Origin of the sequence: Jeongeupia sp. USM3, assembly GCF_001808185.1 — a bacterium.
Taxonomy (GTDB): Bacteria; Pseudomonadota; Gammaproteobacteria; order Burkholderiales; family Chitinibacteraceae; genus Jeongeupia.
In genome coordinates this window covers 1,192,635-1,211,479 of sequence record NZ_CP017668.1, presented here as the reverse complement: position 1 = coordinate 1,211,479, position 18,845 = coordinate 1,192,635, and the positions used below count along the sequence as shown (strand labels likewise).

At 61.5% G+C, this 18,845-nt stretch carries 13 protein-coding genes, 2 tRNA genes, 3 rRNA genes and 1 pseudogene; 18 read left to right on the top strand and 1 reads right to left on the bottom strand.

Going from position 1 to position 18,845, the window contains the following annotated elements:
* The first annotated feature begins 16 nt into the window (after positions 1-16).
* The 18 genes and pseudogenes from BJP62_RS05575 (at position 17) to BJP62_RS05490 (ending at position 17,525) form a co-directional block, all read left to right on the top strand.
* The gene (locus BJP62_RS05575; protein WP_070527570.1) at positions 17-1,078 is read left to right on the top strand and encodes an ABC transporter substrate-binding protein; all 1,062 of its coding nucleotides are present in this window, start codon (positions 17-19) and stop codon (positions 1,076-1,078) included.
* Between the two features lie 18 nt (positions 1,079-1,096).
* Entirely contained in the window at positions 1,097-1,927 is an 831-nt protein-coding gene (locus BJP62_RS05570) for an ABC transporter permease (RefSeq protein ID WP_070527568.1), read from the top strand.
* Positions 1,928-1,940: 13 nt separating this feature from the next.
* Positions 1,941-2,804, top strand: coding sequence for an ABC transporter permease (locus tag BJP62_RS05565; protein ID WP_205700963.1), 864 nt, complete (start codon positions 1,941-1,943; stop codon positions 2,802-2,804).
* Between the two features lie 26 nt (positions 2,805-2,830).
* Positions 2,831-3,637 (top strand): ABC transporter ATP-binding protein, encoded by an 807-nt coding sequence (locus tag BJP62_RS05560; protein WP_070527566.1) that lies wholly within the window; start codon positions 2,831-2,833, stop codon positions 3,635-3,637.
* A gap of 581 nt (positions 3,638-4,218) precedes the next feature.
* Positions 4,219-5,753: ribosomal RNA gene (locus BJP62_RS05555) — 16S ribosomal RNA — on the top strand.
* 61 nt (positions 5,754-5,814) lie between these two features.
* Positions 5,815-5,891, top strand: a tRNA-Ile gene (locus tag BJP62_RS05550).
* A 35-nt stretch (positions 5,892-5,926) separates the two neighbouring features.
* Positions 5,927-5,999, top strand: a tRNA-Ala gene (locus BJP62_RS05545).
* Between the two features lie 267 nt (positions 6,000-6,266).
* Positions 6,267-9,158 (top strand): 23S ribosomal RNA (locus BJP62_RS05540).
* A gap of 125 nt (positions 9,159-9,283) precedes the next feature.
* Positions 9,284-9,396 (top strand): 5S ribosomal RNA (gene rrf, locus BJP62_RS05535).
* Together the 16S, 23S and 5S rRNA genes with 2 tRNA genes alongside form the textbook arrangement of a ribosomal RNA operon.
* Positions 9,397-9,671: 275 nt before the next feature.
* Positions 9,672-10,970, top strand: a complete 1,299-nt coding sequence (locus BJP62_RS05530) for a lytic polysaccharide monooxygenase (RefSeq protein WP_070527563.1) — start codon at positions 9,672-9,674, stop codon at positions 10,968-10,970.
* A 140-nt stretch (positions 10,971-11,110) separates the two neighbouring features.
* Positions 11,111-11,659: a GbsR/MarR family transcriptional regulator gene (locus BJP62_RS05525; protein WP_145927114.1), complete on the top strand. Its 549-nt coding sequence runs from the start codon at positions 11,111-11,113 to the stop codon at positions 11,657-11,659.
* Positions 11,656-11,883, top strand: a complete 228-nt coding sequence (gene cydP / locus BJP62_RS05520) for a cytochrome oxidase putative small subunit CydP (RefSeq protein ID WP_145927113.1) — start codon at positions 11,656-11,658, stop codon at positions 11,881-11,883. The genes BJP62_RS05525 and cydP overlap by 4 nt, the downstream gene beginning before the upstream one ends.
* Positions 11,867-13,438, top strand: coding sequence for a cytochrome ubiquinol oxidase subunit I (locus BJP62_RS05515; RefSeq protein WP_070527559.1), 1,572 nt, complete (start codon positions 11,867-11,869; stop codon positions 13,436-13,438). The genes cydP and BJP62_RS05515 overlap by 17 nt, the downstream gene beginning before the upstream one ends.
* A 10-nt stretch (positions 13,439-13,448) precedes the next feature.
* Positions 13,449-14,584, top strand: a pseudogene (cydB, locus tag BJP62_RS05510) (cytochrome d ubiquinol oxidase subunit II).
* Between the two features lie 12 nt (positions 14,585-14,596).
* The gene (cydX, locus tag BJP62_RS05505) at positions 14,597-14,755 is read left to right on the top strand and encodes a cytochrome bd-I oxidase subunit CydX (protein WP_070527556.1); all 159 of its coding nucleotides are present in this window, start codon (positions 14,597-14,599) and stop codon (positions 14,753-14,755) included.
* 89 nt (positions 14,756-14,844) lie between these two features.
* Entirely contained in the window at positions 14,845-15,618 is a 774-nt protein-coding gene (locus BJP62_RS05500; protein ID WP_070532333.1) for an alpha/beta hydrolase, read from the top strand.
* Positions 15,619-15,639: 21 nt separating this feature from the next.
* Positions 15,640-16,785, top strand: a complete 1,146-nt coding sequence (locus tag BJP62_RS05495; protein WP_070527555.1) for an HPP family protein — start codon at positions 15,640-15,642, stop codon at positions 16,783-16,785.
* Positions 16,786-16,916: 131 nt separating this feature from the next.
* Complete coding sequence (locus tag BJP62_RS05490) at positions 16,917-17,525, top strand: hypothetical protein (protein ID WP_145927112.1); 609 nt, start codon at positions 16,917-16,919, stop codon at positions 17,523-17,525.
* 71 nt (positions 17,526-17,596) lie between these two features.
* Here the strand turns inward: BJP62_RS05490 and BJP62_RS05485 are convergent, their stop codons facing one another.
* On the bottom strand, positions 17,597-18,817 hold the full coding sequence (locus BJP62_RS05485; RefSeq protein ID WP_070527551.1) for an EAL and HDOD domain-containing protein: 1,221 nt from the start codon (positions 18,815-18,817) through the stop codon (positions 17,597-17,599).
* Between the last annotated feature and the right edge of the window lie 28 nt (positions 18,818-18,845).

Here is an 18,845-nt window from a genome sequence, read left to right as displayed (position 1 = left end):
GCTCAGGAGAACCAAGATGAAAGCACTGTTCCGTTTTGCCGCCGCCGCACTGGCGTTTGCGCTCGGCGCCGACGCGCTTGCTGCGGCCGCGCCCAAGGTCATTCGCATCGGCGTCTCGCAGGTCGGCACCGGCAACCGGCCGGTCATCGGCGGCAGCACCTTCGGCATCGTCGCCAGCCGTGGCGAGATCGAGGAAGAGTTCCGCAAGGACGGCATCAAGGTCGAGTGGAACTACTTCAAGGGCGCCGGCCCGGCCGCCAACGAGGCGCTGGCCAACAGGCTGCTCGATTTCGTCTTCCAGGGCGACATGGCCTCGCTGGTCGGCCGTGCCAGCGGGCTCAAGTCCCGGATCATCGTCGCGCAGACGCGCAACGGCCCGGGCTACATCGCCGTGCCGACCGGCGGCAGCGAGCAGAGCATCAACGATCTGAAGGGCAAGAAGCTCGCGGTGTTCAAGGGCACGGCGATTCAGCTGCAGCTGGCGCGGCTGTTCGACCAGAAGGGGCTGACCGAGCGCGATTTCCGCACCATCAACATGGATACCGCGACGACGCAGGCGGCGATCGCGACGCGGGACATCGACGGCGGGCTGTTCGGCGCCGACATCTTCCCGCTGGTCGACCGCGGCATCGCCCGGGTGATCCAGAAGACCGCGCCCGAGTTCGGGCTGACCAGCCACGTGTCGGTGACCGACGAGTTCGAGAAGCAGCATCCGGACATCGTCCAGCGCTTCGTCAACGTCATCGTCAGGACGCAGGCGTGGGTCGGCGACGAGAAGAATCGCGACCAGGTGTTCCAGCAGTGGGCCAAGTCGGGCACGCCGTACTCGGCGTTCAAGCGCGACTACGACGGCGCGTCGCTGCGTGAACGCCAGAGCCCGCTGCTCGACGAGAACTTCTACGCCCACTACCGCGATTCGCTGGCGCTGGCGAAGAAGTTCAAGCTGGTGCGCGGCGATATCGACGTCGACCAGTGGATCGAGCCGAAGTACCTCAGGCAGGCGCTCAGGGACCAGAAGCTCGAAGGCTACTGGGTCGAGCTGGACGCCGCCGGCAAGTCCAGGCTGGCGGCCCGGTGAACCGGGGAGGGATGACGGATGGCAATGACCGAAGCGATCGCGGTCCCGGCCGCGCCGGTAGCATGGGGGCCGGCGCTGGCGACGGCGGGCACCCGGCTCTGGCACGGCGCGCTGGCGCTGATCCTGCCGCTGTCGGTGCTGGTGCTGTGGCACTCGGCCACGGCCAACGGCTGGGTCGCGCAGCAGATCCTGCCGGCCCCAAAGCTGGTATGGACGACGCTGCTCGAGCTGTGGGGTACGGGCGAGCTGTGGACCAATCTGGCGATCAGCCTGACCCGCGTCGCCTGGGGTTTTTCGGCCGCGCTGGTGATCGGCCTGGCGCTCGGTGTGGCGATGGGGCTGTCGAAAACCGCCGAGGCGTATCTCTATCCGAGCTTCAAGGCGATTTCCGAAGTGCCGGTGCTCGGCTGGATTCCGCTCCTGATCATGCTCGTCGGCATCGGCGAGGCGATGAAGATCATCGTCATCGCCAAGGCCGCCGCGGTGCCGATCACGATCAACACCCAGCAGGGCATCCGCAACATCCCGCAGCAGTATCTCGAGGTCGCGCGCGTCTACCGCTTCAAGCCGGTCCAGTTGTGGCGGCGGGTGATCTTCCCGTCGACGCTGCCGAGCCTGTTCAACGGCTTCCGCTACGGCCTGACCAACGCCTGGCTCTCCCTGGTGACGGTCGAGCTGCTCGCGTCGAGCGAAGGCATCGGCTACCAGATGGTCTGGGGCCGGCAGCTGTTCCAGCTCGATGTGGTGATGGCGTGCATGGCCGTCATCGGCCTCGTCGGCCTTGCGATCGACCTGTTCCTGCAAATCACCGAAACCCGGCTGCTGCGCTGGCGGCGCACGGCGCTCTGAACGAGGAGACCGCATGACTTATCCGATGATCGAAACCGATCCGGCCGTCGTCCGTGACGAGGTGCCGACCGAGCGCCGCTTCCGGTCCCCCGGCGTGCTGTCGGGACCGTGGCGCTTCATCGCACAACGCGACTGGCGCGGCTTTGCGCTGCCGCTGGCGGTGCTGGCGCTGTGGTGGGGCGTAACCCGCTTCGATCTGGCCAATACCGAGGTGCTGGCCCCGCCACAGGCGGTGCTGGTCGAAGGGGTGAAGCAGATCGCCGGCGGCGGCTTCGTCTGGGACCTGCTCGCCAGCGTCTCGCGCGATCTGGCCGGCTTCACGCTCGGCAGCCTCGCCGGGTTCGCGCTCGGCACGCTGCTCGGTACCTCGCGACTGGCAGAGCGGCTGATCGCGCCGAGCTTCAACGCGGTCAAGCAGATCGCGCTGTTCGCGTGGATTCCGCTGATCTCGGTCTGGTTCGGCATGGGCGAGCCGGCCAAGGTCGTGTTCATTTCGCTGGCGGCGTTCTACCCGGTGGCGATCAATACCTTCGAAGGCATCCGCAGCGTCAACCGCGACTACGCCGAGGTGGCGCGCGTCTACGGCTTTACCCGGCTGCAGCTGTGGCGTCGGGTAATCCTGCCGGCGGCCAGCCCGCAGATCTTCACCGGCCTGCATCTGGCGCTGATCTATGCCTGGCTGGCGACCATCGGCGCCGAGTATTTCCTCAAGTCCGGCTACGGCGTCGGCAACTCGATGATCGACGGCCGCGAGCACTTCAACATGGGCTCGGTACTGTTCGGCCTCGTCGTCGTCGGCAGCATCGGCGCGCTGCTGAACCGGCTCGCCGTTCGCCTCGAACACCGCGCGCTCAAGTGGCGCAACCGCAGCGCCTGAGCGGCGACCGATAACAGGGAGAATCCATGAGCACCCTCAGCTTCAATCACGTCGGCAAGCAGTACCGCGTCAAGGGCGAACCGCTCGACGTGCTCGACGACATCAATCTGCACATCCAGCCCGGCGAGTTCGTCGCCATCGTCGGCAGCTCCGGTTGCGGCAAGTCGACGCTCTTACGGCTGGCGATCGGCCTCGACGACGACTACCGCGGCCAGATCCGCATCGACGGCGAGAAGATCAGCGGCACCAGCCTCGAACGCGGCATCGTGTTCCAGGAGCACCGGCTGTTTCCGTGGCTGACGGTCGAGCAGAACGTCGGTCTGGCACTCGAGAACTCGCCGCTGTCTAACGACCAGAAGAAACGGACGATCGCCGACCACCTCGACCTCGTCGGCCTCAAGGGTTTCGAGACCGCCTATCCTTATCAGTTGTCGGGGGGCATGAGCCAGCGCGTCGCCATCGCCCGCGGCCTCGTCAACCGGCCGGGCGTGCTGTTGCTCGACGAGCCGTTCGGCGCACTCGACGCGCTGACCCGCGCCAACCTGCAGGCCGAGCTGCGGCGCATCTGGCAGCAGGAGGGCATCACGATGATTCTGGTGACCCACGATGTCGAGGAAGCAACTTTCCTCGCCGACCGCATCGTCGTGCTGCAGCCACGTCCGGGGCGGATCAAGCGCATCGTGCCGGTACCGCTGCCGCATCCGCGCAACCGCGCCGACCCGGCCTTCGTCTCGATCAAGGACGACGTGCTGTCCGAGTTCGGCCACGAACCCAGGTCGCAACTGCTTGAACCAGTGTCGCGGCCGTTCGGCGACTACGTGTTCGCCTGGTAGCTCCCCACGGCTGCGGACCGCCAGGGCTGAAGTGGCATTAGCGCTATGTATATATAGAAACGGGCGGCCTTCAGGCCGCCCGTTGTGCTTTCGGGCGCGGCGAAGCGGGGACTGCCGGTACTTGGCGGGCCGGCAGCGGCGTTCGGGCTGGTTTGGGAGATTCGGCGGGGCCGAAACTGACGGATTTCATGCATTTGGCATGAATTTGTCAGCTTTGCCGCAGGGGAGGGCGGGTTGATGCGAATGCGTTGGATTCCGGTGTGCTGAAATTTCGCTGTCCGATCAGGGGTTTATCGGTTGTGCTGCGAAATTGTTGCGGCGGGGTGTTGACGGAAGGCGGGGAAGTGCTTAAAGTTGCGTTCTCTGCTGATGACGCAGCGAAAGAAACGAAGCGAAACCCGCCGAGTTTACCGAGCGAAGTGTCCTGAAGCAAGCGATCTTTAACAAATTACAGCCGATGAGTGTGAGTGCTTGATGAGTGCATCAAGTGCTTGCACTTAAATGATAGAAAGCAGTCTGGCCGCTTCGGTGGTCGGGCGAGTTTTTTTGAGTTAACGCAAGTGCGCAACTATTCAGTGATTAAACGAAAGAGTTTGATCCTGGCTCAGATTGAACGCTGGCGGCATGCTTTACACATGCAAGTCGAACGGGGTTGAGGAGCTTGCTCTTCAATCTAGTGGCGAACGGGTGAGTAATACATCGGAACGTGCCCAGTAATGGGGGATAACCTGCCGAAAGGCAAGCTAATACCGCATACGCCCTGAGGGGGAAAGTGGGGGATCGCAAGACCTCACGTTATTGGAGCGGCCGATGGCTGATTAGCTAGTTGGTGAGGTAAAGGCTCACCAAGGCGACGATCAGTAGCGGGTCTGAGAGGACGACCCGCCACACTGGGACTGAGACACGGCCCAGACTCCTACGGGAGGCAGCAGTGGGGAATCTTGGACAATGGGCGAAAGCCTGATCCAGCAATGCCGCGTGGGTGAAGAAGGCCTTCGGGTTGTAAAGCCCTTTTGTCAGGGAGGAAATTCTGGCCCCTAATACGGGTCGGGGATGACAGTACCTGAAGAATAAGGACCGGCTAACTACGTGCCAGCAGCCGCGGTAATACGTAGGGTCCAAGCGTTAATCGGAATTACTGGGCGTAAAGCGTCCGCAGGTGGCTTGTTAAGAGCGATGTGAAAGCCCCGGGCTCAACCTGGGAACTGCATTGCTGACTGGCTCGCTAGAGTACGGCAGAGGGGGGTGGAATTCCGCGTGTAGCAGTGAAATGCGTAGAGATGCGGAGGAACACCGATGGCGAAGGCAACCCCCTGGGCTGATACTGACACTCATGGACGAAAGCGTGGGGAGCAAACAGGATTAGATACCCTGGTAGTCCACGCCCTAAACGATGTCTACTAGTTGTTGGGCTTTTCGGAGCTTAGTAACGCAGCTAACGCGGGAAGTAGACCGCCTGGGGAGTACGGCCGCAAGGTTAAAACTCAAAGGAATTGACGGGGGCCCGCACAAGCGGTGGATGATGTGGATTAATTCGATGCAACGCGAAAAACCTTACCTGGTCTTGACATGTCTGGAATCCCGAAGAGATTTGGGAGTGCCGTAAGGAGCCAGAACACAGGTGCTGCATGGCTGTCGTCAGCTCGTGTCGTGAGATGTTGGGTTAAGTCCCGCAACGAGCGCAACCCTTGCCATTAGTTGCTACCATTCAGTTGAGCACTTTAATGGGACTGCCGGTGACAAACCGGAGGAAGGTGGGGATGACGTCAAGTCCTCATGGCCCTTATGACCAGGGCTTCACACGTCATACAATGGTTGGTCACAGAGGGTCGCGAAGCCGCGAGGTGGAGCCAATCCCATAAAACCAATCGTAGTCCGGATCGCAGTCTGCAACTCGACTGCGTGAAGTCGGAATCGCTAGTAATCGCGGATCAGCATGTCGCGGTGAATACGTTCCCGGGCCTTGTACACACCGCCCGTCACACCATGGGAGTGGGTTTTACCAGAAGTAGCTAGGCTAACCTTCGGGAGGCCGGTTACCACGGTAGGATTCATGACTGGGGTGAAGTCGTAACAAGGTAGCCGTAGGGGAACCTGCGGCTGGATCACCTCCTTTAAAGATAATGCCTCATTAAGCATTCACACTCATCGGCTGTAGGTTAGAGATACGGAGAACTGGGTCAGTAGCTCAGTCGGTTAGAGCACCGTCTTGATAAGGCGGGGGTCGCTGGTTCGATTCCAGCTTGACCCACCATTTGCTTTGCGGATGGACAAACAGTTTGATCCGATGGGGGCATAGCTCAGTTGGGAGAGCATCTGCTTTGCAAGCAGAGGGTCGTCGGTTCGATCCCGTCTGCCTCCACACCTTGCGGTGAGCCATCACCGTGTTGGTTTAGATCCGGAAGGACTCAGAATCAAGTGCATTCAATCGAGAGATTGCGTGGATTTCATTCTGACTGCTTCAGTTGGACGAGATTTATTCTCTGTATCGCTCTTTAACAAGATAGAAGAAGCAAGACTCAAATTTATTCAGTAATGAATGGGTTTGATTGCATCGAGTTTTGAATTCGAGAGAATTCGAAGTCGCAAACACAGCTTGTAGCCGCAAACCACGTGTTTGAGGTTATAGGATCAAGCGACTAAGTGCATCTGGTGGATGCCTTGGCGATCACAGGCGATGAAGGACGCGGCAGCCTGCGAAAAGCTGCGGGGAGCTGGCAAACAAGCTTTGATCCGCAGATATCCGAATGGGGAAACCCGGCCCTTTTGGGTCATCCATGACTGAATACATAGGTCATGTGAGGCGAACCCGGCGAACTGAAACATCTAAGTAGCCGGAGGAAAAGAAATCAACCGAGATTCCCAAAGTAGTGGCGAGCGAAATGGGAAGAGCCTGTACGTGATAGCGGTAGTCTTAGTAAAACGGCATGGAAAGGCCGGCGATAGTGGGTGATAGCCCCGTATACGAAAAGACCATCGTGGTACTAAGCGTACGACAAGTAAGGCGGGACACGAGAAATCCTGTCCGAAGATGGGGGGACCATCCTCCAAGGCTAAATACTCGTGATCGACCGATAGTGAACCAGTACCGTGAGGGAAAGGCGAAAAGAACCCCGGGAGGGGAGTGAAATAGAACCTGAAACCGGATGCATACAAACAGTGGGAGCCCCCTCGTGGGGTGACTGCGTACCTTTTGTATAATGGGTCAGCGACTTACGTTCAGTAGCGAGCTTAACCGAATAGGGGAGGCGTAGGGAAACCGAGTCCGAATAGGGCGATCAGTTGCTGGGCGTAGACCCGAAACCAGGTGATCTATCCATGGCCAGGATGAAGGTGCGGTAACACGCACTGGAGGTCCGAACCCACTAATGTTGCAAAATTAGGGGATGAGCTGTGGATAGGGGTGAAAGGCTAAACAAACCTGGAAATAGCTGGTTCTCCCCGAAAACTATTTAGGTAGTGCCTCAAGTATCACTAACGGGGGTAAAGCACTGTTATGGCTAGGGGGTCATCGCGACTTACCAAACCATGGCAAACTCTGAATACCGTTAAGTGCGAGCTTGGGAGACAGACATCGGGTGCTAACGTCCGGTGTCAAGAGGGAAACAACCCAGACCGCCGTCTAAGGTCCCAAATGATCAATTAAGTGGAAAACGAGGTGGGAAGGCATAGACAGCCAGGATGTTGGCTTAGAAGCAGCCATCATTTAAAGAAAGCGTAATAGCTCACTGGTCGAGTCGTCCTGCGCGGAAGATGTAACGGGGCTCAAATTGATAACCGAAGACGCGGATATGTACTCTGTACATATGGTAGGGGAGCGTTCCGTAAGCCTGTGAAGGTGACTTGTAAAGGTTGCTGGAGGTATCGGAAGTGCGAATGCTGACATGAGTAGCGTTAAAACGGGTGAAAAGCCCGTTCGCCGAAAGCCCAAGGTTTCCTACGCAACGTTAATCGGCGTAGGGTGAGTCGGCCCCTAAGGCGAGGCTGAAAAGCGTAGTCGATGGGAAACAGGTTAATATTCCTGTACCGATTCTGAGTGCGATGTGGGGACGGAGAAAGGTAGGTCAGCCATCTGTTGGAATAGGTGGTTTAAGCGTGTAGGTGGGGGATTTAGGCAAATCCGGATCCCTGTTAACACTGAGGCGTGACGACGAGGGCCCATTGGGCCTGAAGTGATTGATCCTATGCTTCCAGGAAAAGCCACTAAGCTTCAGCTCAGAATTGACCGTACCGCAAACCGACACTGGTGGGCAGGATGAGAATTCTAAGGCGCTTGAGAGAACTCAGGAGAAGGAACTCGGCAAATTGACACCGTAACTTCGGGAGAAGGTGTGCCTCTGTAGGGTGAAGCGACTTGCTCGTGGAGCTCGAAGAGGTTGCAGTGAAAAGGTGGCTGCGACTGTTTATCAAAAACACAGCACTCTGCTAACACGAAAGTGGACGTATAGGGTGTGACGCCTGCCCGGTGCCGGAAGGTTAATTGATGGGGTGCAAGCTCTTGATCGAAGCCCCGGTAAACGGCGGCCGTAACTATAACGGTCCTAAGGTAGCGAAATTCCTTGTCGGGTAAGTTCCGACCCGCACGAATGGCGTAACGATGGCCACACTGTCTCCTCCTGAGACTCAGCGAAGTTGAAGTGTTTGTGAAGATGCAATCTCCCCGCTGCTAGACGGAAAGACCCCGTGAACCTTTACTGTAGCTTTGCATTGGACTTTGAAGTGGTTTGTGTAGGATAGGTGGGAGGCTTTGAAGCAGAGACGCTAGTTTCTGTGGAGCCGTCCTTGAAATACCACCCTGACCCCTTTGAGGTTCTAACCTTGGTCCGTCATCCGGATCGGGGACCGTGCATGGTAGGCAGTTTGACTGGGGCGGTCTCCTCCCAAAGTGTAACGGAGGAGCTCGAAGGTTACCTAGGTACGGTCGGACATCGTACTGATAGTGTAATGGCACAAGGTAGCTTGACTGCGAGACTGACACGTCGAGCAGGTGCGAAAGCAGGACATAGTGATCCGGTGGTTCTGTATGGAAGGGCCATCGCTCAACGGATAAAAGGTACTCCGGGGATAACAGGCTGATTCCGCCCAAGAGTTCACATCGACGGCGGAGTTTGGCACCTCGATGTCGGCTCATCACATCCTGGGGCTGTAGCCGGTCCCAAGGGTATGGCTGTTCGCCATTTAAAGTGGTACGTGAGCTGGGTTCAAAACGTCGTGAGACAGTTTGGTCCCTATCTGCAGTGGGCGTTGGAAATTTGAGGGGGGCTGCTCCTAGTACGAGAGGACCGGAGTGGACGCATCTCTGGTGTACCGGTTATCACGCCAGTGGTATCGCCGGGTAGCTAAATGCGGAAGAGATAAGCGCTGAAAGCATCTAAGCGCGAAACTTGCCTCAAGATGAGATTTCCCTGGGAACTTGATTCCCCTGAAGGGTCGTGGAAGACCACCACGTTGATAGGTCGGGTGTGGAAGCGCAGTAATGCGTTAAGCTAACCGATACTAATTGCCCGTGCGGCTTGATCCTATAACCTGAACCGCGTGGTTCGGGTGTGTTGCGACAAGCTCGACACAATCAAACCGAGCCTTTGCTTCTTCTATCGAATTCAGAGATATGACTAGTAGTAAACAGTCGTAACTCAACCAGTTACGTCTGGCGACCATAGCGAGTTGGTCCCACGCCTTCCCATCCCGAACAGGACCGTGAAACGACTCAGCGCCGATGATAGTGCGGGTTCCCGTGTGAAAGTAGGTCATCGCCAGACTCCCCATAGAAAACCCCCCATCAGCAAAGCTGGTGGGGGGTTTTGCTTTAGGGGGCTTCTCGAAAGGGGCGCATCACACCCGCAAACATACCGCCCGCCGTTTGACGGTGCCGTACGGCTTTGAATTTCCCCGTTCCCCAGTGCTAGATTGTCTCGCTTTCAAAGTCTAAGTTCATGATTTTGAAAGCCAAACGCATGACATACGAATGCGCGCCGGATGCGCCGCTGCCGGCCCGGTCGGCGTGTCGTGAAATCAAAGCATGGAGGAGACGAGGATGAAGCTGTACTGGAGTGCGCTGTTTTTGCCGTTTTTTTCGCTGGTACCCAATCTGGCCCTTGCACATGGCACGATGGAAGTGCCGGTCAGCCGTGTACTGAACTGCTTCAAGGAAGGTCCTGAAGCGCCCCAGTCGGCCGCATGCCAGGCGGCCGTTGCGGTTTCGGGCCCGCAGATGCTGTATGACTGGAACGGCGTGAACCAGTTGCCCAACGGCAACCATCAGGCCTTCGTGCCGGATGGCCAGTTGTGTGGCGGTGGCAAGTCGAACTATGCGGGGCTGAATCTGGCCCGTACCGACTGGGTGAGCACGCCGATCGCGCCGGACGGCAACGGCAACTTCGAGTTCATCTACAACGCCCCGGCTCCGCATACGACGAAGAACTGGGTGTTCTACGTGACCAAGGATGGCTGGGACCAGACGCAGCCGCTGAAGTGGAGCGATCTGGAGAAGTTCTGCGAACTGGGTAATACCCCCGTGGACAGCACCAAGCGCTATCACCTGACCTGCCCGCTGCCGAAGAACAAGACCGGCGCGCACATCATCTACAACACCTGGCAGCGTTCCGACAGCGCCGAGGCGTTCTACTCGTGCTCCGACGTCCGTTTCTCGGCCGTGGTGTCGACCTACAAGGAACTGGGGCAGATTCGCGCGTCGCAAGACCTCGCTTCGGATACCAAGGTGACGCTGCGCCTGTTTGATGCCAACGGCGGCGACCTCGAGTCGATCAGTGCCGTGATGAGCTGGGACAGCGTGACCGGCGCCGAGATGTTCCGCGCCGCCAACTGGCCGTACTACCTGGCGAAGGCGATCAACAGCGCATCGCGCTACATTGTTGCCGGCGTACTCAACGCCAGCGGTGCCGTCGTTCCGGAAACGAATGCGACGACCAACCGTGTGTATTCGCGTGACGGCAAGTCGTATACCTACGCGATTGATGTCGCCGGCTCCGCGGTACCGAGCCCGACGCCTGCTCCGACTCCGGCACCGACTCCGGCACCGACTCCGGTTCCGACGCCTGCTCCGACGCCTGCTCCGACTCCGGCACCAACGCCGGTTCCGACCCCGGTGCCGACCCCGGCACCAACGCCCGCACCGACGCCCGCACCGACCCCGACTCCGGCACCGTCGTCGAACTGCGCGGCGGCCTGGAGTGCCGGTACGACCTATGCCAACCCCGGCAATACCGTCAGCTACCTCGGCCACAACTACAAGAACAAGTGGTGGACGGTGGGTGACGATCCGACCAAGTCTGGTCAGTGGGGCGTGTGGCAGGACCTTGGTGTCTGCAAGTAAGCCCAGCTGCTCTGCCGAGCCCTCCCGTGTGGAGGGCTTTTTTTCGCCGGTACACCCTCATTTCTGCCGTTTCCGAACTTGTCCGAGATCAACTTTGTTTTATAATTTCAGGAAATTCTGAAAATACAGGAATCACTGGAATGATGTCGCCACTGACCGAACGTTTTGTCTCGCATTTCGGCGAGATGGGCAGCCGCTGGGGCGTGAACCGCACCGTCGGGCAGATCTACGCCTTGTTGTTTCTCTCATCGAAGCCGCTCAACGCCGACGAGATCGGCGAAGCGCTCGGCTTTTCCCGCTCGAACGTCAGCATGGGGCTGAAGGAGCTTCAGGCATGGCGTCTCGTGCGCCTGTTGCATCAGCCCGGAGACCGGCGCGAGTACTTCGAGACACCGAAGGACGTCTGGGAGATCTTCCGCACGCTGGCGGAGGAGAAGCGCCGCCGCGAGGTCGAGCCGACGCTGTCCCTGCTGCGCGACGCCTTGCTCGAGTCCGCGCAGGACGATACCGAGCGTCATGCGCAGGCGCGCATGCGCGAGATGCACGATCTGATCGAGATGACCACCGGCTGGTTCGACGAGGTGCAACGCCTGTCGCCGGAGACGCTGAGAAAGCTGATGCAGCTCGGCACCCGGGTGACCAAGCTGCTGGAAATGGCCGAACGGCTGCGCATGGGCGGCAAGGAATGAACATGAAGCGAAGAACCGGCTTGCCGCTGTGGGCGGAGATCACCGCGATGTTGCTGATCAAGTGCCTGCTGCTCTACGGTGCATGGACGCTGTGGTTTTCCGCGCCGCTGGCCAAGAACATGACCGTGCCCGATGCCGCCATCAGCCAACAGCTGCTGGGCCAGCCCGGGACAGACAAATCCAATTCAACCGCCCCTGGAGAAACCAATGCTACCCGCCGCTGATGTGGTGGAGCTGTCGCGGCTGCAGTTCGGCCTGACCGCGATGTTCCATTTTCTGTTCGTACCGCTCACGCTCGGCCTGTCGTGGATCCTGGTGATCTGCGAATCGGTCTACGTGATGACCGGCCAGCAGGTCTACAAGGACATGACCCGCTTCTGGGGCAAATTGTTCGGCATCAACTTCGCCATGGGCGTGACCACCGGGATCACGCTCGAATTCCAGTTCGGCACCAACTGGGCGTACTACTCGCATTATGTCGGCGACATTTTCGGCGTGCCGCTGGCGATCGAGGGCCTGATGGCGTTTTTCCTCGAATCGACCTTCGTCGGGCTGTTCTTCTTCGGCTGGGACCGGCTCTCGAAAGGCCAGCACCTGTTTGTGACCTTCCTCGTCGCGCTGGGCTCGAACCTGTCGGCGCTGTGGATCCTGATCGCCAACGGCTGGATGCAGAATCCGGTCGGCGCGGTGTTCAACCCCGAGACGATGCGGATGGAGCTCGCCAGCCTGTCCGAGGTGTTCTTCAACCCGGTCGCGCAGGTCAAGTTCGTCCATACCGTTGCCGCCGGTTATGTTGCCGCGTCGATGTTCGTGCTCGGCGTGTCGGCGTGGTATCTGCTCAAGGCGCGCGATACCGGCTTTGCATTGCGCTCGTTCGCGATCGCCGCCGGTTTCGGCCTGGCGTCGACGCTGTCGGTGGCGGTGCTCGGTGACGAATCGGGCTACACCACGGGCGAGGTGCAGAAGGTCAAGCTCGCGGCGATCGAGGCCGAATGGGAAACCCAGCCGGCGCCGGCGGCATTCACGCTGTTCGCGATTCCGGACCAGGAGGCCGAGCGCAACCATTACGAGGTGAAGATTCCGTACGCGCTCGGGCTGATCGCGACGCGTTCGCTCGATAAGCAGGTGACCGGGATCAAGGACCTGAAGATCGAGCACGAGGCGCGCATCCGCAGCGGCATGCTGGCGTACGCGGCGCTGGAGAAGATGAAGGCCGGCGACAAGAGCGAACCGGTCAGGGCGCAGTTCGCCGCGCACGAAAAGGATCTCGGATTCGGCCTGCTGCTGAAGAAGTACACGCCGAACGTCGTTGATGCGACCGATGCGCAGATCAAGGCCGCGGCCAGCGACACGATTCCGCAGGTCGCGCCGCTGTACTGGTCGTTCCGCGTCATGGTCGGCCTCGGCATCTGGTTCCTGTTCATCTTTGCCGCATCGTTCTACTTCCTGGCACGCCGCAACCTGGCACCGCAGCGCTGGCTGCTCAGGCTGGCGGTCTGGTCGATTCCGCTGCCGTGGATCGCGATCGAGGCGGGCTGGTTCGTTGCCGAATACGGCCGCCAGCCGTGGACGATCTCCGGCATCCTGCCGACACGGCTGTCGGCATCGGCGCTCGACGCGAGCCAGCTGCACTTCAGCCTGATCGGCCTGATGGGTATCTATTCGCTGCTGTTCGCCGTCGAGATGTACCTGATGCTCAAGTACATCCGCCTCGGCCCGTCGAGCCTGCATACCGGGCGTTATTTCCGCGAAACCAGCGCACAGCCGCAATCGGCCTGAGGAGAGCACGATGATCGATTATGAAATGCTCAAGCTGATCTGGTGGGGGCTGAACGGCGCCTTGCTGATCGGCTTTGCGCTGACCGGCGGCTTCGACCTCGGCGCCGCGGCCCTGCTGCCCTTCGTCGGCAAGACCGACGAGGAGCGGCGCGTGGCGATCAATGCGATCGGGCCGACGTGGGAAGGCAACCAGACCTGGCTGATCACCGCCGGGGGGCGATCTTCGCTGCGTGGCCGCTGGTCTACGCGGCGGCATTCTCGGTGTTCTACATCGCCTTCATGCTGCTGCTGTTCGCGCTGTTCCTGCGGCCCGTCGGTTTCGACTACCGCAGCAAGGTCGCCGACCCGCGCTGGCGCACGACGTGGGACTGGGGGCTGTTCGTCGGCGGGCTGGTGCCGGCGCTGCTGTGCGGCGTGGCGATCGGCAACCTGTTCGTCGGCCTGTCGTTCCAGTTCGACGACACGATGCGTGTCAGCTACGGTGCCGGTTTCCTTGCGCTGCTCAATCCGTTTGCGCTGTTCTGCGGCGTGGTGTCGCTGGCCATGCTGGTGCTGCACGGCGCGACCTTCCTGCACCTGCGCACCGATGCCGACGTCCAGCGCCGTTCGCGCACTGCCGTGATCGTGTTCGGGCTGATCACGGCGCTGCTGTTTGCGTTCGGGGGCGTCTGGGTCAATCAACTGGCCGGGCTGCACATTGCCGCGATCGGCGACGTCAACGGTGTCGTCACGCCACTGTCGAAGTCGGTGCAGGTGGGCGAGGGCGGCTGGCTGACGAACTACCGCAACTGGCCGCTGGCGTGGCTGGCACCGGTCGCCGGCATCGGCGGTGCCTTGCTGGCGGCGCTGGCCGGTGCGCTGCGCTGGCGCTGGCCGGCCTTTCTCGCCAGCGGGCTGGCGATCATCGGCATCATCCTGACCGCGGGGATTGCGCTGTTCCCGTTCGTGCTGCCGTCGTCGCTCGACATCAATTCCAGCCTGACGGTATGGGATTCGGTATCGAGCCAGAAGACGCTGGCGATCATGCTCGGCGTGGTCATCATCTTCCTGCCGCTGATCTCGATCTACACCACCTGGGTTTACCGGGTGATGCGCGGCACGGTCACCATCGACCGGATCCGCAAAGAAACCCATACGAGCTACTGAGGAGACCGGAGCATGTGGTATTTCGCCTGGATACTGGGCCTGGCCGCGGCGCTGGCCTTCGGCATCATCAACGTGATGTGGCTGGAGAGCCACTTCGTCTTCCGCGAGCGTTACGAGGACAAGGTCACCGACCGGTTCAGGAACGCCCGCGGCAAGCGGCGCAAGCGCTGAACGGCAAGCGCCGGCTGTAACCAAGCGCCGCAGCGGCATCGGCCCGGGCGGGATGCGTCCGGCCGGCACGATCTGGCAAAATGGTGCGGATGACCTCTCCGCTCCTGCATGTCCCGCCGGCGACGCTGCGTCGCGCTGCGCCGCCGCTGCTGTTCATTCATGGCGCCTACGTCGGCGCGTGGTGCTGGCAGAGCCGTTTCCTGCCGTGGTTTGCGGCCCGGGGCTACGATTGCTACGCGCTGGATCTGCCCGGACACGGCAGCCGCGATCGTGCCGGGCTCGATCGTTTCGGCCTCGACGACTATGTCTCGGACATCATCGCGGCGATCGCCACGCTGCCGGCTCCGCCGGTGCTGATCGGCCATTCGCTCGGCGGCTGGCTGGCGCAGGAGGTCGCCGAGCGGACGGCCTTGCCGGGGCTGGCGCTGCTCGCCAGCGTGCCGCCCTACGGCGTGGCGGGGTCGCTGGCGCACATGGGCCTGGCGTCGCCGCGCCTGCTGCTCGGGCTCGGACGCTGGTCGCACCATGAACTCGACCTGCACGGCGTGCGCGAACTGCTGTTTTCGGACGGCGCCGAGGTGGCCGAGCTGCGCCGTTTTGCCGAACTGGTGCAAGCCGAGTCGGCACGGGCGCTGGCCGAGCTGATGCTGCCCAGGCCCTGGCGCTTGTGGCGCGCCGCGCCGGCACAGCGCTGCCTGGTCATCGGCTGTGACGACGATCGGCTGATCTCGCGCCACGACGTCGAGCTGACCGCCGCCCACTGGCGGGTGGCACCGCATTTCGTTTCCGGCGGCCATGCGCTGATGGCCGACGTGGCCTGGCAGCAGACCGCGGCGCTGATCGACCGCTGGCTGTCGTCGTAACCCTTTTCCCCGAATGCAGACATGAGAACGCTGATCGACCCCGCACGCTGGCCCCGCCGCCTGCGCCGCTTTGTTCCGCCGCCACCGCCGATCGGCCATGCCGAGCGCTGGCGCGCCGCCGGCTTTGCCTTGCTGGCGATCCTGATCTGCGGCCTGGTCACGCACGTGGCGGCCGGCCCCGCCTTGCTGCCCTGGCTGGTCGCGTCGATGGGCGCCGCGTCGGTGATCATCTTCGCGATGCCGAACAGCCCCGTCGGCCAGCCCTGGGCCTTGCTCGGCGGGCAGATGGTGTCGGCGCTGGTCGGCGTTGCATCGCTGCGCTGGCTGGGGAGCTGGCTGCCGATCGAATTCGTTGCCGCGGTGGCCGTGGCGCTGTCGATCGCCGCGATGCTCTACCTGCGTTGCCTGCATCCACCCGGCGGCGCGACCGCGCTGACGGCGGTGCTCGGCGGCGACGCGGTCGTGCACCTGGGCTTCGGCTTTGTCTGGATGCCCGTGCTGCTCAATGCGCTGATCCTGCTCGGTGTGGCGCTGATCGCCAACAACAGCGTGCGCGGGCGGCGTTACCCGCTGGCCGGTACTCACGAGAACCCCCACCGGACGCGTGATCCGTTGCCGACTGCGCGCATCGGCATCCGCGAGGAGGATCTCGCCGCGGCGATGCACGAGCGCGGCGAGGTGGTCGACGTCAGTACGCAGGAACTCAGCGACATCGTCCAGCGGGCCGAACGCCATGCCACGTCGCGGGCGCTGGCCGAACTGCGCTGCGGCCAGCTGATGTCGCGCGATGTCGTCACCGTCGCGCTCGGCGCGCCGGCCGCTGATGCGTGGGCCCGCTTGCGCCGCCACCGCATCGGCGCCGTGCCGGTGGTCGATCCGGCGGGCAGGGTGGCCGGCGTCGTCTCGGTGGTCGATTTCCTCAAGGCGATCGAGACCGATCCGCAAGGGCGCTTGCCGCATCAGCACGATCCGGCGCTGTCGGTCGACGTGCTGATGAGCCGGCAGGTGGTAACGGTGACTATCGCGACCGCGGTGACCGAACTGATTCCGCTGATGGCCGACCGCGGGCTGCACCGGCTGCCGGTCGTCGACGACGATGGCCGGCTGGCCGGCATGGTCGCGCAATCGGACCTGATCGCTGCGCTGGCGCGTACCTCGGCGATGTGACCCTGCGCGATACCGACGCTTCATTGCGGCAGGACAATTCGCATGGTGGTGGTTTGTCTGTATCATTCCCTTACATTGTGTAACACGCGCCGGCCGTAAGCGGCAGGCGGCAGAGAGAGGAACGATAGCCAATGCGATATTTGAAGCGGACCGGTCTGGTGCTGTTGATGGCAGCGGGATTGAGTGCATGCGGCAAGGGCGGAGACGGCGACGCCGCGTCGCTCGAAGTCGATCAGGCCGAGATCGTCAGTGCGCTCAACAACGAGCTGCACACCGCCGAGCGCAGCTGCATTCCGATGCCGGTGCGTTTTGCCGAGCCGGTGTCCAAGGACTATGCGAAGGAATCGAACGGCAAGCAGCTTGCCGCGCTGGTCAAGGTCGGCCTGATCAAGGCGGTACCGGCCGATGGCGGCAAGGTCGAGTTCGAGCCGACCGACGCCGGACGCGATGCCTACACCGGTCTTGCGGATCCGGCCGGCCCGGGCTTCTGCAGCGGGACGCTCGAGGTCGACAAGATCGTCGAGGACAAGGCCGAGGAAGAGCGCAGCGACTTCCGCCGTCATCAGGTGCGTTTCACCTACAAGGTCATCTCGCCGGCCCAGTGGCAGAGCGATCCCGATATCCAGGCCAGCTATCCGGACTTTGCCGGCCTGATCGCCGAACAGGGCAAGCGCGAATTCGTCGCCGTGATCGAGAGCCGCGGCCAGGGCTGGCGCGTCGACAAGCTGGACGATCGCTGAGGCCGGTTGCCAGGCATGAAAAAAGCCCGTCTGTGACGGGCTTTTTTCATGCCGGCGATGGCTGACGCGGATTACAGGTCCAGTTCCTCGACCCAGCTCAGCGCGCTCATATGCGAGCGGTTGAGCACGTCGGCGGTGATCTGCAGCTGCTCGGTCAGCCGCGGCACCTCGGACATGTCGGGGTCTTCGCAGGCTTCGGCCAGTTCGAGGAAGGGGCCGTAGATGCCGCTGCGGTTGATCAGCGCATCGCAGATGTTCTCCGGTAGGATCAGCGTCTCGAGCACCTTTTCCATCGGCATGTCGAGCAGCACGTCGAGCAGCGAGAACATGCCGACGATGAACAGGTTGTCCCTTTCCTGACCATCGAGGTAGTGGCTGCCGAGCAGCTCGACCATCCGGCCGCGGGTGACGGCGGTTTTCAGCAGCGCCGGCGGCGAGCCGCTCTCCGCGGCTGCGGTGACCAGCAGCAGCGTCAGCCAGCGGTAGAGCTTCTGGTAGCCGAGAATGGTGACCGCGTGGCGGAACGACTGGATCTCGCACGACAGGCCGAAACCGGCCGAATTGATGTAGCGCAGCAGCTTGAACGACAGCGCGACGTCGCTCTTGAGCGCATTCTCGATGTCGCGGATTTCCGCATTGTTGCGCAACATGTTCAGCAGGTTGAGGATGTTGGCGTAGCTCGGGTGGATGACCTTGGCCGACAGGGTCTCCGGGCGAGCGAAGTAATAGCCCTGGAAGCAGTCGAAACCGATCTCGAGGCACTGCTTGAACTCGGCCTTGGTCTCGACCTTCTCGGCGACCTGCAGCGCCGGATACTTGCGCAACTCGCGCGACAGCGCCGGCACCTGCGGCATGCCGAGCATCTGGATGTCGAGCTTGATGTAGTTGGCGTGCTCGACGAAATGCATGCTGTCCTGCGTCAGCACGAAATCATCCAGCGCCACGCCGAAGCCTTGCGCACGCAGCATCTGCAGCCGCTGCAGCAGCGCCGGCGTCGGCTGGGTCGACTCGACGACCTCGAGCACGACGCGCTGCGGCTGCAGCAGCTCGAGAAAATTGCTCTCGAGCATCGATTCGGCCACGTTGATGAAGGCGAGCTTGCCGCCCACCAGCCAGTCGGTGCCCATATTGGTCAGCGTGTTGACCAGCACATTGGTGCTGGCCTGCATGTCGCTGGTGAATTCGGCGCTCTGGGCTTCCTTGTTCAAACGGAACAGCAGCTCGTATCCGATGATCTGCTGTTGCCGGTTGAGTATCGGTTGGCGGCCAATAAAAGCGTGATCTTGTGTCATCTATCGTGTCCACTTGCTGCGGCGTTGG

Bases quoted from the DNA above. Each gene is read 5' to 3' on its own strand.
- BJP62_RS05485 (WP_070527551.1), bottom strand. From the start codon at position 18,817: ATGACACAAGATCACGCTTTTATTGGCCGCCAACCGATACTCAACCGG.
- BJP62_RS05560 (WP_070527566.1), top strand. From the start codon at position 2,831: ATGAGCACCCTCAGCTTCAATCACGTCGGCAAGCAGTACCGCGTCAAG.
- BJP62_RS05530 (WP_070527563.1), top strand. From the start codon at position 9,672: ATGAAGCTGTACTGGAGTGCGCTGTTTTTGCCGTTTTTTTCGCTGGTA.
- BJP62_RS05570 (WP_070527568.1), top strand. From the start codon at position 1,097: ATGGCAATGACCGAAGCGATCGCGGTCCCGGCCGCGCCGGTAGCATGG.
- BJP62_RS05575 (WP_070527570.1), top strand. From the start codon at position 17: ATGAAAGCACTGTTCCGTTTTGCCGCCGCCGCACTGGCGTTTGCGCTC.
- cydP (WP_145927113.1), top strand. From the start codon at position 11,656: ATGAACATGAAGCGAAGAACCGGCTTGCCGCTGTGGGCGGAGATCACC.
- BJP62_RS05495 (WP_070527555.1), top strand. From the start codon at position 15,640: ATGAGAACGCTGATCGACCCCGCACGCTGGCCCCGCCGCCTGCGCCGC.
- BJP62_RS05500 (WP_070532333.1), top strand. From the start codon at position 14,845: ATGACCTCTCCGCTCCTGCATGTCCCGCCGGCGACGCTGCGTCGCGCT.
- BJP62_RS05515 (WP_070527559.1), top strand. From the start codon at position 11,867: ATGCTACCCGCCGCTGATGTGGTGGAGCTGTCGCGGCTGCAGTTCGGC.
- BJP62_RS05565 (WP_205700963.1), top strand. From the start codon at position 1,941: ATGACTTATCCGATGATCGAAACCGATCCGGCCGTCGTCCGTGACGAG.
- cydX (WP_070527556.1), top strand. From the start codon at position 14,597: ATGTGGTATTTCGCCTGGATACTGGGCCTGGCCGCGGCGCTGGCCTTC.
- BJP62_RS05490 (WP_145927112.1), top strand. From the start codon at position 16,917: ATGCGATATTTGAAGCGGACCGGTCTGGTGCTGTTGATGGCAGCGGGA.
- BJP62_RS05525 (WP_145927114.1), top strand. From the start codon at position 11,111: ATGATGTCGCCACTGACCGAACGTTTTGTCTCGCATTTCGGCGAGATG.